This window comes from Terrirhizobium terrae, from assembly GCF_030323265.1.
GTDB lineage: Bacteria > Pseudomonadota > Alphaproteobacteria > Rhizobiales > Rhizobiaceae > Neorhizobium.
Genome location: NZ_CP104992.1, coordinates 1,185,325 through 1,199,744, shown reverse-complemented (window position 1 = coordinate 1,199,744; position 14,420 = coordinate 1,185,325). Strand labels below are relative to the sequence as shown.

At 61.5% G+C, this 14,420-nt stretch carries 6 protein-coding genes and 4 pseudogenes; 9 read left to right on the top strand and 1 reads right to left on the bottom strand.

Annotation, left to right across the window (positions count from 1 at the left end):
- Window positions 1-87: 87 nt before the first annotated feature.
- Window positions 88-1,014 carry a galactofuranose ABC transporter, galactofuranose-binding protein YtfQ gene (ytfQ, locus tag N7E02_RS13810; RefSeq protein WP_286583818.1) on the bottom strand — a complete coding sequence of 309 codons (927 nt, stop codon included), beginning with the start codon at window positions 1,012-1,014 and terminating at the stop codon, window positions 88-90.
- Between the two features lie 376 nt (window positions 1,015-1,390).
- Between ytfQ and araD1 the strand changes: the two genes are divergently transcribed.
- The 9 genes and pseudogenes from araD1 (at window position 1,391) to N7E02_RS13765 (ending at window position 14,372) form a co-directional block, all read left to right on the top strand.
- Window positions 1,391-2,383, top strand: coding sequence for an AraD1 family protein (gene araD1, locus N7E02_RS13805; protein WP_286582559.1), 993 nt, complete (start codon window positions 1,391-1,393; stop codon window positions 2,381-2,383).
- A 7-nt stretch (window positions 2,384-2,390) separates the two neighbouring features.
- Window positions 2,391-3,317: a Gfo/Idh/MocA family protein gene (locus tag N7E02_RS13800; protein WP_286582557.1), complete on the top strand. Its 927-nt coding sequence runs from the start codon at window positions 2,391-2,393 to the stop codon at window positions 3,315-3,317.
- A 56-nt stretch (window positions 3,318-3,373) separates the two neighbouring features.
- A pseudogene (locus tag N7E02_RS13795) lies at window positions 3,374-5,149 on the top strand (IlvD/Edd family dehydratase); the annotation flags it as partial.
- A gap of 127 nt (window positions 5,150-5,276) precedes the next feature.
- Window positions 5,277-6,314 (top strand): multiple monosaccharide ABC transporter substrate-binding protein, encoded by a 1,038-nt coding sequence (gene chvE, locus N7E02_RS13790; RefSeq protein WP_374730723.1) that lies wholly within the window; start codon window positions 5,277-5,279, stop codon window positions 6,312-6,314.
- 57 nt (window positions 6,315-6,371) lie between these two features.
- Window positions 6,372-7,933, top strand: a pseudogene (gene mmsA, locus N7E02_RS13785) (multiple monosaccharide ABC transporter ATP-binding protein).
- A gap of 3 nt (window positions 7,934-7,936) precedes the next feature.
- Window positions 7,937-9,126, top strand: a pseudogene (gene mmsB, locus N7E02_RS13780) (multiple monosaccharide ABC transporter permease).
- Window positions 9,127-9,433: 307 nt separating this feature from the next.
- Window positions 9,434-12,010 carry a bifunctional lysylphosphatidylglycerol flippase/synthetase MprF gene (mprF, locus tag N7E02_RS13775; RefSeq protein WP_286582553.1) on the top strand — a complete coding sequence of 859 codons (2,577 nt, stop codon included), beginning with the start codon at window positions 9,434-9,436 and terminating at the stop codon, window positions 12,008-12,010.
- Window positions 12,007-13,420 (top strand): annotated as a pseudogene (locus N7E02_RS13770) (virulence factor family protein). The gene mprF and the pseudogene N7E02_RS13770 overlap by 4 nt, the downstream one beginning before the upstream one ends.
- A gap of 298 nt (window positions 13,421-13,718) precedes the next feature.
- Complete coding sequence (locus N7E02_RS13765; protein ID WP_286582551.1) at window positions 13,719-14,372, top strand: TerC family protein; 654 nt, start codon at window positions 13,719-13,721, stop codon at window positions 14,370-14,372.
- Window positions 14,373-14,420: the final 48 nt, after the last annotated feature.

Below are 14,420 nucleotides of genomic sequence, written 5' to 3'. Positions count from 1 at the left end.
TCCCGCATGCTGAAGGAAGCCGAAGCGGAATAAACCGCTTCGGCAATTTGCGATGTCCGGCCTTGATCGGCCGGACCGCGGGAAAGCTTAGTAGCCGAGGCCCTTCTTGGCTTCGTAGACCTTCATCGGGTCGTCAGCGGCCGTATAGAGCTTGGACTCGGTCTGGATCCACTTCGGCGGCTCCTTCTTGTCCTTCAGATACGCATCCAGCGCATCGAAGGCCGGGCCTGCCATGTTCGGCGTCAGCTCGACGGTCGCATTGGCTTCGCCCTTGGCCATCGCCTGGAAGATATCCGGAACGGCGTCGATCGAGACCACCTTGATGTCGGTCCCCGGCTTGAGGCCGGCTTCCTTGATCGCCTGGATGGCGCCGACGGCCATGTCGTCGTTATGGGCATAGACAGCACAGATGTCCTTGCCGCCGCCTTCGGCCTTGATGAAGCTTTCCATGACTTCCTTGCCCTTGGTGCGGGTGAAGTCGCCGGTCTGCGAGCGGACAATCTTGATGTTGGAGGCGGATCCGATGCCTTCCTCGAAACCCTTCTTGCGGTTGATCGCCGGAGAAGAGCCGGTCGTGCCCTGAAGCTCGACGACCTTGCAGTCCTTGGAGCCGACTTCCTTGGCAAGCCATTCGCCGGCAACCTTGCCTTCGAAGACCTGGTCGGAGGTCACGGCGGTCAGATAGAGGTCCTTCGGGGATTCGATCTCGCGGTCGAGAAGAATGACCGGGATATTCTCTTCCTTGGCTTCCTTTAGGACCGCATCCCAGCCGGTGGCGACCACCGGTGCGATCAGGATCGCGTCGACGCCCTGGGCGATGAAACCGCGGATCGCCTTGATCTGGTTCTCCTGCTTCTGCTGGGCGTCGGCGAATTTCAGCGTGACGCCGCGCTTTTCGGCTTCCTGCTTGGTCACGGTCGTTTCGGCCGCGCGCCAGCCGGATTCAGATCCGATCTGCGAGAAGCCGACTGTCAGTGATTGTGCGGAAACGCCTGAAGCAAGTGTCGCGAAAATAGCGGCAGCAGCTGCCGCGACGAGAGCTTTTTCATCTTAATCCTCCCAGAGATGATGAAGCAAACTAGCGCGGCAAGGATTCGCATATAATAATACTTTTTCAAGCCCAATTTTGGCGTGTGGCGAAAAAATCCTCGCGGAATACGAATATGCTAATAAATTAAGCTGGATTCAGTCGCTGATCGCGCAAAGATTCATCGCTGCTGATTTACCTTTACGGAAAAAGACATTCTTGACAGCAGCGCTGAAAATCCAATAGTCGTATTTTTCAATTGCATCGGATCCTGCGGTCTGATGGGAGGAGCGGCGTGGCCTGTGGAGGCGTCACGTCAATCAGACTGGCATGTCAGTTCAGACAAATTGGATGACGAAATCGATGCTGAGAATTCTGCAGATTGCTGATGGTGCGGGTGCGATCAAGGTTGTCGCATGGCAGGGCGAGGGCGCCGGCCAAGTCGTCAACGGCGTTTCTTCGACCTATGATCTCGCCATGCAGGCAATTGCTGCCGGCCGCAGCCTGGAAGCCGAGATCAAGGCCCTCGGCTATGGCGCAGAGATCGATGTCGAAGCCGCCGCCCGCGAAGGCCGCATCGGCCTGCCGATTTCCCATCCCGATCCTGCGCATTTCGTCGTCGCCGGCACAGGCCTGACGCATCTCGGTTCCGCCGATGGCCGCGACAAGATGCACAAGGCCGCCCAGGCGGAAGACAAGCCGACGGATTCCATGCGCATGTTCCTGCTCGGCGTGGAAGGCGGCAAGCCTGCCCCGGGCCAGGTCGGTGCGCAGCCGGAATGGTTCTACAAGGGCAATGGCTCGCAGCTTAAGCCAACCGGTGCCGAACTCGTCTCCCCGTCCTTCGCGCTCGATGGCGGCGAAGAGCCGGAACTGGCCGGCATCTATCTGATCGGCCCGGATGGCACGCCATTCCGCGTCGGCTTCTGTCTCGCCAACGAATTTTCCGACCACGTCACGGAAAAGGGCAATTATCTGTGGCTTGCCCATTCCAAGCTGCGCGAAGCCTCGCTCGGCCCGGAACTGCTGGTCGGCGATCTGCCGGATCACGTCGAAGGCACGTCCCGCATCCGTCGCGGCACGCAAGTGATCTTCGAAAAGCCCTTCCTGTCGGGCGAAGCGAACATGTCGCACACGATCGGCAATCTCGAATACCACAACTTCAAGTACGACATTTTTCGCGCGCCGGGCGATCTGCATGTCCACTTCTTCGGCACGGCAACGCTTTCAGTCTCGCATGGGATCAAGACGGAAGCCGGCGACGTCTTCGAAATCGACGCAGCACCCTTCAAGCTGCCGCTCGTCAACACACTGGCGCTCGCTGCCGAACGCCCTGTGACGATCAAGAAGCTCTGAGGCGATCATGGCAAACATTCGCCTCGCTATCGTCGGTTTGGGCAAGATCGCCAGGGATCAGCATCTCGGCGCCATCGAAGCAACCGACGGGATCGATCTCGTCGCCGTCGCCAGCCGTCACGCCAAGTTGGACGGTGTGCACTGTTTTCACGACATCGCTGATCTGCTTGCCTCGGATGTCGAGATCGACGCCGTGTCGCTCTGCACGCCGCCTCAGGGACGGTTTGAGCAGGCCAAGGCAGCGCTTGATGCCGGCAAGCATGTGATGCTGGAAAAGCCGCCGGGCGCGACGCTGTCAGAAGTCTTTGCGCTGGAGCAGCTGGCAAAATCCAAGAACCTGACACTGTTTTCCACCTGGCATTCCCGTGCCGCCGCAGCCGTCGAACCGGCGCGCGCACTGCTTGCCAAGCGCAAGATCAGGACCGCGTCCGTCGAGTGGAAGGAAGATGTCCGCCACTGGCATCCGGGCCAGGCCTGGATCTGGGAGCCGGGCGGCCTCGGCGTGTTCGATCCGGGTATCAACGCGCTTTCCATCGTCACCCGCATCATGCCGGAAAAGTTTCATCTTACCCGCTCCGACCTGACCTTCCCGGCCAATCGCGCCGCACCGATCGCAGCCAGCCTCACATTCGAGACGGCATCGGGCCTGCCGATCGCTGCCGAGTTCGACTGGCGCCAGACCGGGCCGCAGACCTGGGATATCCGCGTCGAGACCGACGAGGGCTCGGTTGTGTTGACCCATGGCGGCAGCCGGCTCATCGTCGATGGCGAGGCGCAGATCGTCGAGGAAGACCGCGAGTACCGCAATCTCTATCGGGATTTCGTCTCGCTCGTGAACCAGGGCGCCAGCGACACCGATTTTTCGCCGCTGGTGCATGTGGCCGATGCCTTCCTGCTCGGCCGCCGCATCGAAACTGAAGCATTCGAGGATTGAACAATGGCAGATAACGGCAAGACCCCTCCACAGAGCTCTCCACCACGGGTGGACGCAAGCTCCGGTCGCGCGCCTGGTTCGACAATCCCGATAACGTCGACATGACGGCGCTTTATCTCGAGCGCTACATGAACTTCGGTCTGAGCCAGGCCGAGCTGCAGTCCGACCGCCCGATCATCGGCATCGCGCAGACCGGCTCCGATCTGTCGCCCTGCAACCGCCACCATCTTGAGCTTGCCAATCGCCTGCGCGAAGGCATTCGCGAAGCGGGCGGCATCGCCATCGAATTCCCGGTCCATCCGATCCAGGAAACCGGCAAGCGCCCGACCGCCGGCCTCGACCGCAACCTTGCCTATCTCGGCCTCGTCGAGGTTCTCTACGGCTACCCGCTCGACGGCGTCGTGCTGACGATCGGCTGTGACAAGACCACACCGGCCTGTCTTATGGCCGCGGCCACCGTCAACATCCCGTCGATCGCCCTGTCGGTCGGCCCGATGTTGAACGGCTGGTTCCGCGGCGAGCGGACCGGCTCGGGCACGATCGTCTGGAAGGCGCGCGAACTTCTGGCCAAGGGCGAGATCGACTATGCCGGTTTCGTCAAGCTGGTCGCGTCGTCGGCTCCGTCCACCGGCTACTGCAATACGATGGGCACGGCGACCACGATGAATTCGCTCGCCGAAGCGCTCGGCATGCAGCTTCCGGGCTCGGCCGCCATCCCGGCGCCTTACCGTGACCGCCAGGAAGTTTCCTATCTCACCGGTCTGCGGATCGTCGAAATGGTCAAGGAAGACCTGAAGCCCTCCGACATCCTGACCAAGGACGCTTTCGTCAATGCCATCCGCGTCAACTCGGCGATCGGCGGCTCGACCAATGCGCCGATCCACCTGAATGCGCTCGCCCGCCATATCGGCGTGGAACTGACGGTCGACGACTGGCAGACCTATGGCGAGGAGGTTCCGCTTCTCGTCAACCTGCAGCCGGCCGGCGAATATCTGGGTGAAGATTATTACCATGCCGGCGGTGTTCCGGCGGTCGTCAACCAGCTGATGACCAAGGGCCTGATCAACGAAGACGCGATGACCGTCAACGGCAAGACGATGGGCGAAAATTGTCGCGGCGCCATCATCGAGGACGAGAACGTCATCAAGCGTTACGACGCGCCGCTCAAGGAGCGTGCCGGTTTCCGCGTGCTTCGCGGCAACCTGTTCTCCTCGGCAATCATGAAGACCAGCGTCATCTCGCCGGAATTCCGCGAGCGCTACCTGTCAAATCCGAGTGACCCGATGGCCTTCGAAGGCAAAGCCGTGGTGTTCGACGGTCCGGAGGATTATCATCACCGCATCGACGACCCGTCGCTCGGCATCGACGAGCATACGGTTCTGTTCATGCGCGGTGCCGGCCCGATCGGCTATCCGGGTGCGGCGGAGGTCGTCAACATGCGTGCGCCTGACTACCTTCTCAAGAAGGGCGTTAACTCGCTCGCCTGCATCGGCGACGGTCGCCAGTCCGGTACGTCCGGCAGCCCGTCGATCCTGAACGCATCCCCGGAAGCTGCGGCCGGTGGCGGTCTGGCACTTCTGAAGACCGGCGACCGGGTCCGCATCGACCTCGGCCGCGGCGAAGCGAATATCCTGATTTCCGACGACGAGCTCAATGCCCGCCGCCGGGAGCTGGAAGCCAATGGCGGCTATCACTATCCGAAGCACCAGACGCCATGGCAGGAAATCCAGCGCGGTATCGTCGGCCAGATGGAGACCGGTGCGGTCCTCGAACCGGCCGTCAAATACCAGCGCATCGCGCAGACCGAAGGTCTGCCGCGCGACAATCACTGATCTCAAAGGGCGGGAGCGCCCTTGAGATCGTGAGGGCGGCGAGGAGCCGCCCGATCTAACTTCGGCGGCTCGTTGGGGGTCCGCCTTAACGGAGGAGTACATTATGAATTTATTTAAAACTGTGGCCATGGCTGCAATCATGGCGGGCGTTTCCTTTTCGGCTCCCGCCTTCTCGCAGGACAAGGGCCTCGTCGGCGTTGCCATGCCGACCAAGTCCTCGGCCCGCTGGATTGCCGACGGCGACAACATGATCAAGGTCCTGCAGGAGCGAGGCTACCAGACCGACCTGCAGTACGCAGAAGACGATATTCCGAACCAGCTGTCGCAGATCGAAAACATGATCACCAAGGGCGCCAAGGTGCTCGTGGTCGCCTCGATCGACGGCACGACCCTGTCGGACGTGCTGCAGCAGGCGGCTGACCAGGACATCAAGGTCATCGCTTATGACCGCCTGATCCGCGATACGCCTAATGTCAGCTACTACGCCACCTTCGACAACTTCCAGGTTGGCGTCCTGCAGGCAACGACCCTCGTCAAGGCGCTCAAGGCCGATACCGAAGCCGGTCCGTTCAACATCGAACTCTTCGGCGGTTCCCCGGACGACAACAACGCCTACTTCTTCTATGACGGCGCGATGAGCGTTCTCCAGCCGCTGATCGACAAGGGCACGCTCGTCGTCGGCTCCGGCCAGACCGGCATGGACAAGGTCGCTACCCTGCGCTGGGACCCGGCAACCGCCCAGGCCCGCATGGACGCGATCCTCTCCTCGACCTATTCCGACAAGAAGCTGAACGCGGTCCTGTCTCCCTATGACGGTATCTCGATCGGCATCATCTCGTCGCTGAAGGGCGTCGGTTACGGTTCGGGCGACATGCCGATGCCGTTCGTATCCGGCCAGGACGCGGAAGTTCCTTCGGTCAAGTCGATCATTGCCGGTGAGCAGTATTCGACCATCTTCAAGGACACCCGCGATCTCGCCAAGGTCACCGTCGACATGGTCGATGCCGTCATGAGCGGCAAGGAGCCTGAGGTCAACGACACCAAGACCTACAATAACGGCGTCAAGGTCGTTCCGTCCTACCTCCTGAAGCCGGTTGCCATCGACAAGACCAATGTCGATGTCCTGGTCAAGAGCGGCTACTACACGGAAGCCCAGATCAAGTAATTCCGAAGGCCGCGCGGTCTCAAAACCGCGCGGCCCATTTTTTATTGGGAGTCGGTCATGCTTGATCCCGTATTATCTGCTGCGGAAAAACCGCCCATTCTCGAAATGCGCGGCATTTCGAAAGCTTTGGCGCCGTCAAGGCGCTTTCCGATGTCAGCTTTGCCGTCAGGGAAGGCGAGATCCACGCGCTCGTCGGCGAAAACGGCGCCGGCAAGTCGACGCTGATGAAGGTTCTTTCGGGCGTTTATCCCTACGGTTCCTACGAGGGGTCGATCCTCTTCGATGGCCAGGAACGCCATTTCCGCGACATCAACGATTCCGAAAAGCTCGGTATCATCATCATTCACCAGGAACTCGCGCTCATTCCGCTGATGTCGATCGCCGAGAACATTTTTCTCGCGAATGCCCCATCCAAATTCGGGGTGATCGACCGCGACGAGCGCTATGTGCGCACCCGGGAGCTTCTTTCCAAGGTCGGCCTGGGCAGCGAAGTGCCTGAAACGCTGATCACCAATCTCGGCGTCGGCAAGCAGCAACTGGTCGAAATCGCCAAGGCGCTGTCGAAGGACGTGCGTCTGCTGATCCTCGACGAGCCGACCGCGTCGCTCAACGAGACGGATAGCGCCGCACTTCTGGAACTGCTCAAGGAGTTCCGCCGCAACGGCATCACCTCGATCATGATCAGCCACAAGCTGAACGAGATCACCGAAGTCGCCGACCGTATCACCGTCCTGCGCGACGGTCGCACCGTCGGTACGCTCGATTGCCACGAAGGCGCGGTCGACGAGGACGAGATCGTGCGGCGCATGGTCGACCGCGATCTCGAAAGCCGCTACCCGGCGCGCACGCCGAAAATCGGCGACGTGATCTTCGAGGTCGAGAACTGGTCGGTCTACCACCCGCAGCATTCGCACCGGCAGATGGTCAAGAACGTCTCGATGAAGGTTCGCGCCGGCGAGGTCGTCGGCATTTCGGGCCTGATGGGCGCCGGACGCACCGAATTCGCCATGAGCGTTTTCGGCCGCACCTATGGCCGGGACATTACCGGCACCGTGAAGATCCACGGCAAGGAAGCAGACACGTCGAACGTCCATCGCGCGATCAAGGCGGGTCTGGCTTACGTCACCGAAGACCGCAAGCAGCTGGGGCTGATCCTTGCGGAAGACATCCGCAAGAATGTCTCGCTCGCCCATCTCGGCGGCGTCTCCTCCGGCGGGGTGATCGATGACATCAAGGAAATGAAGGTGGCGCAGGAATTCCGCGCCCGCATGCGGATCCGCAGCCACAATGTCTATCAGGAGACCGGCAAGCTTTCCGGCGGCAACCAGCAGAAGGTGGTTCTGTCGAAATGGCTGTTCACCGGTCCGGATATCCTGATCCTCGACGAACCGACGCGCGGCATCGATGTCGGCGCGAAATACGAAATCTATTCCATCATCAACGAACTTGCAGATGCCGGTAAGGCCGTCATCGTGATCTCGTCGGAAATGCCCGAGCTCATCGGCACCTGCGACAGGATCATGGTCATGCACGAGGGCGAATTCGTCGGCGAAGTCGCCGGCGAAGAGGCAACGCAGGAAAATATCATGCGCGCCATCATGCGCCGCAAAGGGAGATAATCCATGAGCACTCCACAGGAAGCAATTGTGGCTCCGAAAGCGGGCACCGGTTTCTGGAAGGAAAATCTTCGCGATTACGGCATGCTGATCTCGCTGGTCATCATCGTCATCTTCTTCCAGTTCGCCACCGGCGGCATTCTGCTACGGCCGCTCAACGTTACGAATATCGTGCTGCAGAACGCCTATATCGTCATCATGGCGCTCGGCATGCTGATGGTCATCGTCACCGGTCACATCGACCTGTCGGTCGGGTCGGTCGCGGGCTTCATCGGGGGCTCGCGGGTCTTTTGATGGTCCGGTGGGGCATCAACCTGCCGCTTGCCATCCTCGCCTGCCTCGTGGTCGGCGGCATTATCGGCGGTGTCCAGGGCTATTTCGTCGCCTATTTCAAGATACCGTCCTTCATCGTCACGCTGGCGGGCATGCTCGTCTTCCGCGGTTTGATGATCGCCATCCTGGGCAGCCAGGCGATCGGCCCGTTCCCGCCGATCTTCCAGAAGCTTTCGTCGGGCTATCTCGTCGAGCTGATCTCGTCCGAAGGCGGCCTCTACCTGACGTCCTTCGTCGTCGGCCTGATCCTGGCGGTACTGATGGTCTGGCAGAATTTCCGCAGCCGCGCGCGTCGCGTCATGCATGGCGTCGAGAGCGAGCCGATGGGCTTCTTCATCGGCAAGAACGTCGTCGTCTTCGCGGCGATCGCCTATGTCGCCTATCTGATCTCCTCGCATCGCGGCCTGCCGAACGTGATGATCATCATGGCGGTACTGATCGTCGCCTATGGCTTCTTCACCAATCGCACCATCCTCGGTCGGCAGATCTATGCCGTCGGTGGTAACGCCCGCGCGGCGGAACTCTCCGGCATCAAGACGACGCGGCTGGTGTTCTGGACCTTCGTCAACATGGGCGTGCTCGCAGCACTTGCCGGTCTCGTCGTTGCGGCCCGCCTCAACAGCGCCACGCCGAAGGCCGGTACCGGCTTCGAACTCGACGTCATCGCGGCCTGCTTCATCGGCGGCGCGTCGGCCTATGGCGGCGTCGGCAAGGTGACGGGTGCCGTCATCGGCGCCTTCCTGATGGGCGTGATGAACAACGGCATGTCGATCCTCGGCATCGGCATCGACTACCAGCAGGTCATCAAGGGCTTGGTCCTGCTCGGCGCCGTCTGCGTCGACGTCTACAACCAGCGCCGCTAGGCATCATTCGATCGAAGACAGGAAGGGGCGCTTGGGCGCCCTTTCGCATTTTGGCGTTCACCATCGGTGCCCGGTCTCTGCAGCAATGCGATCAGCCGGCAGAACGGGCGACACCAATATTGCGTCGAATGGAAGTCGTGACGCCGGAATTCCGGTCGGAGCGGAAATACGTCCAAGCGATATTGATTGGCTGCGTATTACAGGAAAGTATAATCCTCGCAGGTGTAGCGACACACTTAAGCCTTGATCCGGTTGCTCTTCCCTGCGCGTTTTCAATTTCGAGCTTGTCTTTGAGGCAAAGCACACCATGGCGTCCAGCAGTCGTTCCAGTCGTGTTCGGGAAACCCTCCAGGCGTATCGCGGCATACTCGTTTCCCTCGTGGTTCTGCTGGTCTTCGGCTTCACCGCCTTTGCCATCTACGGCCTGACGACGGAAGTGAGCTATGACGAGGTGATCGCAGCACTCGCCGATACACGATGGTCGTCGATCGCGCTGGCCGTTCTTTTCACCATGCTCAGTTTCGCGGCATTGACGGCTTACGATCTCAATGCACTTTCCTATATCGGCCGCAAGCTGCCGCCCGTGCCTGTGGCCATGACGGCATTCAGCGCCTATGCGGTCGGCAACACGGCAGGGTTCGGCGCGCTCAGCGGCGGTGCCATCCGCTTCCGCGGCTATTCGCGGCTCGGCCTTTCGCCGGAAGATATCGGCCGCGTCATCGCCTTCGTCACCTTCGCCTTCGGTATCGGCCTGCTGGCGGTAACCGCATTCGCCTGCCTCGTCACGGCACCGCGGGTGGGAGAGATCATAGGTCTCAGCGAGCACGCCATCCGGATTGTCGCTCTCGTCATCATCGCGGCCCTGGTGGTACTCGTCTTCATCGGGCGTGACGGCCGGGAGATCGCGCTCGGCAAATTGCATCTCAGGCTTCCCGACAGCCGCACGTCGTCGCAGCAGTTCCTGATCACCGCGCTCGACATCTCGGCCTCGGCCTCGACGCTCTATGTGCTCCTGCCGCATACGGATATCGGTTGGCCATCCTTCCTGGCGATCTACGCCACGGCGGTGGGTGCCGGCGTTCTCAGCCATGTGCCGGCGGGGCTCGGAGTGTTCGAGACGGTCATCGTCGCGGCGCTCGGCAGCACGGTGGATATCGATCAGGTGCTCGGCAGCCTCGTGCTCTACCGCGTCATCTATCACGTCCTGCCGCTGGTGGTCGCCACGCTCTTCGTCATCATTCTGGAAGTGCAGCAACTCTCGCGGCATCCGGTCGCTTCGACGCTGCGCAAGCTGGAATTCCGCCTGGCGCCGCTGCTGCTCGCGGCGTTCTCGCTGATTGCCGGTGCAATGCTGGTTCTCTCCAGCGTCACGCCGACGCCGGACAGCAATCTGGATTTCCTCGGCAATTTCATGCCGCTGCCCCTGGTCGAAGGCGCGCATTTCCTGTCCAGCGTCATTGGCATCGTGCTGTTCATCTCCGCCCGCGGCATTGCCCAGAGGCTCGACGGCGCCTGGTGGACGGCTGTCATCTGCAGCGTGCTGGCCCTGCTCTTCGCCGTCGTGAAAGCGCTTGCCCTGTTCGAGGCGGTGTTCCTCGCCGTTCTGCTGGCCGGCCTGCTGCTCAGCGCCAAGCAGTTCAACCGGCCGGCCTCGATGCTGCGCCAGGCCCTGACGCCGCCGTGGATCGTCGCCATGCTGATCCTGGTCGCGGCAGCCGTCACGATCCTGTTCTTCGTCTATCGCGAGGTCGATTACAGCCACGAGCTCTGGTGGCAGTTCGAATTCTCCGAGGAAGCGCCGCGCGGCCTGCGCGCCGTGCTCGGCATCGCCATCGTGGCCGCTGCCGTGTCGATCTTCAGCCTGCTGCGGCCCGCACTGACGCGTTCGCGATCCTCGACGGCGGAGGATCTGGCCCGCGCCACGGAAATCGCCATGGCGCAGAATTTTGCCGACGCCAACCTCGTCCGGATGGGCGACAAGCGGCTAATGTTCTCCGACAGCGGCAAGGCCTTCATCATGTACGGCATCCAGGGCCGTTCCTGGATCGCGCTGTTCGATCCGGTCGGCCCGAGCGACGAGATCGGCGAACTCGTCTGGCGCTTCGTCGAGGAGGCCCGCACAGGCGGCGGACGCGCGGTCTTCTACCAGATCTCTCCGGCGCTTCTGTCCTATTGCACCGACGCCGGCATGCGCGCCTTCCGCCTGGGCGAGCTGGCGGTGGTCGATCTGGAGCGCTTCGACCTGAAGGGTAGCCGGCTATCGGGCTTGCGCCAGGCCGCCAACAAGGGCGTGCGCGAGGGGCTGGAATTCGAAATGCTGCAGCCCGACGAGGTCCCGCCTTATCTCGACGCGCTGCGTGGCGTGTCGGACAGCTGGCTCGACGTTCACAACACGCGGGAAAAGACATTCTCGCTCGGCGCCTTCCGGGATGACTACGTGCTCGCGCAACCCGTCGCCATCCTCAGAAAGGAAGGCCGTATCGTCGCCTTCGCCACGCTTGCGGTCACCGACACGAAGGACGAAGGCACTGTAGACCTGATGCGGTTTGCGCCCGACGCACCAAAGGGATCGATGGATTTCCTCTTCGTCCGCATCATGGAACATCTGCGCGATGCAGGCTTCAGGCAGTTCAATCTCGGCATGGCACCGCTCTCGGGCATGGCTCAGCGGGAAGCCGCTCCCGCCTGGGACCGGATCGGCAGCGTGATCTTCGAGCATGGCGAGCGCTTCTACAATTTCAAAGGCCTGAAGGCCTTCAAGTCGAAATTCTATCCGCGGTGGGAGCCGCGCTATCTTGCCGTGTCCGGGGTCGGCCCAGCCGTGGCGATGATGGATGCGACCCTGCTGATCGGCGGTGGTATCAGAGGAGTTGTCGGTAAATGAGACCGTTTCCAGCCCTGTTGCTCGGCCTTGGCCTGAGCGCCCTCACATATTCTACAGCACTCGCCCAGGAGCCGGATTACAAGACCGGCCTGGTGCCGTCGCCGCATATCTATCTGCCGCAGGCTCAGCCGGCTACCGGCGAGAATGCCGAAGGACAGGCGGGAGGAGCTGCCAAGCCTCCCGAGCTGACCGGCATGGTCTTCCTGATTTCCGATGCGAAGGGCTGGAGCGCGGAGAACGAGGCGGAAGCGAAGGAACTGGTCGAAAGCGGCGCCGCGGTCGTCGGCATCGATTTCCCGTCCTACATGCAATCGCTCGCCGCCGATGACGGCGATTGCATCTATACGATCTCCGATATCGAGGACATCTCGCAGCAGATCCAGCGACGTTTCGGCAACCGGGACTATCGCCATCCCATCCTTGCCGGTGCAAGGAGGCCGGCGCGCTGGTGCTGGCGATGATTGCCCAGAGCCCGCTCGCCACGATCGGCAGCGCGGTCGCGGTCGATCCGGTCGAGGGCATTCCGCTGAAGAAACAGCTCTGCACGCCGGCCGACAAGCGCCCGACGGATACCGGCATCGTCTACGGCCTGACGGATGGCGCCCTGCCGGCTTCGGTCACGATCGCCTTCACACCCGATGCAGATCAGGCCGGCAAGGCCCATGGCCTCGCCCTCAAACAGGCCCATGTCGATATTACGGTGAAGGAAACCTCCGACGAGGCGGAGGATTACCTGAGCACATGGCTCGACAACCAGCTTTCCGCCGATCGACCCCAGGAGATCTCGACCTCCCGCTCTCCGTGCTGGAGGCGAAGCCGGCGATGGATACGATGGCGATCATCTATTCCGGCGACGGCGGCTGGCGCGATCTCGATAGCGAGGTCGGCGGTTATCTTCAGTCCCAGGGCATGCCGACCGTCGGGGTGGATTCGCTGCGGTATTTCTGGGCCAAGCGCACGCCGGAGGAAACGTCCGAGGACCTGAAGCGCATCATCGACACCTATACCGACAAGTGGGGCGTCTCGAACGTGGTGCTGATCGGTTATTCCTTCGGCGCCGATATCCTCCCGGCCGCCTACAACACGCTGCCCAAGGCGACGAAAAGGCGGGTGAAGCAGGTCTCGCTGCTCGCGCTGTCGCCCCAGGTCGATTATCAGGTCTCCGTCACAGGCTGGCTCGGTATGGCGGGTGACGGCGAAGGCGGCAGGACGGTCGATGATATCGCCAAGATCCGCAGCAATCTCGTGCAATGCATCTACGGTACCGAAGAGGACGACGATCCCTGTCCGACGCTGAAGGCGAAGGGTGTCGAGTCCGTGCCGATCGAAGGCGGACACCATTTCGACGAGGATTATGCTGCACTCGGAAAGCGGATCCTCGACAGCCTGCAGACGCGCCTGCCGAAGTGAAGAGTGTCATGGGTATTGATCCTGGGTGGGGGCGTGGCAAATCACGGACCACCCACGGTTTCGTGAACTCGCCCCTTGAGTTTCGGTTGTTGCAGCGTTAAGTCTCGCTTCACCAGGACCGGGCCCCTCTGGCAGTTTGCATTGTGAACTGTGATGTCGGACTGGAATTTCCAACTTCGGTGCCTGGTATCGTGAAGATTTCTGCTGAACGGATGACTGGATCTGGTGACAAGACCGGATTTCGTTCCGCAGCGATGTTCGCGAGTTCCGGCGCCCCTGCCTCGAGATGGGTGTCCTTATGATGGAATTCTTCACGCCGGAGGCGATCTCCGCTCTCCTGCAAGTTATCATGATCGATCTGGTTCTCGCCGGCGACAACGCGATCGTCATCGGTCTGGCCGCTGCCGGCCTGCCGAAGGAGCAGCGTGCCAAGGCCATCCTGGTCGGTATCATCGCCGCGACGGTCCTGCGTATCGGGTTCGCGCTGGCGACGACGCAGCTTCTCCAGATCGTCGGCCTCCTGCTTGCCGGTGGCGTGCTGCTGCTGTGGGTCTGCTGGAAGATGTGGCGCGAACTGCGCACGCCTCACCACCATGAGGACGAAGCCAACGAGGCGCTTTCCGACAGCGATCTGAACAAGGACGGCACGGTTGCCGGCGGCGCGCCGCGCAAGACCTTCGCCCAGGCTGCCTGGCAGATCGTCATCGCCGACGTCTCGATGTCGCTCGACAACGTGCTGGCAGTTGCAGGCGCCGCGCACGAACATCCGGAAGTGCTTATCTTCGGTCTGGTCCTGTCGATCGCGCTGATGGGTATCGCGGCAAGCTTCATCGCCCGCCTGCTCAACAAGCATCGCTGGATCGCCTATGTCGGTCTCGCCGTCATCCTCTACGTCTCGCTCGAAATGATCTGGCGCGGTGCGCTTGAGGTCATGCCCTATCTCGGCATGTAATCTTCCCGAAAAGAAGATCTCATTTTGCGGCGCGGTTCCATCGGGACC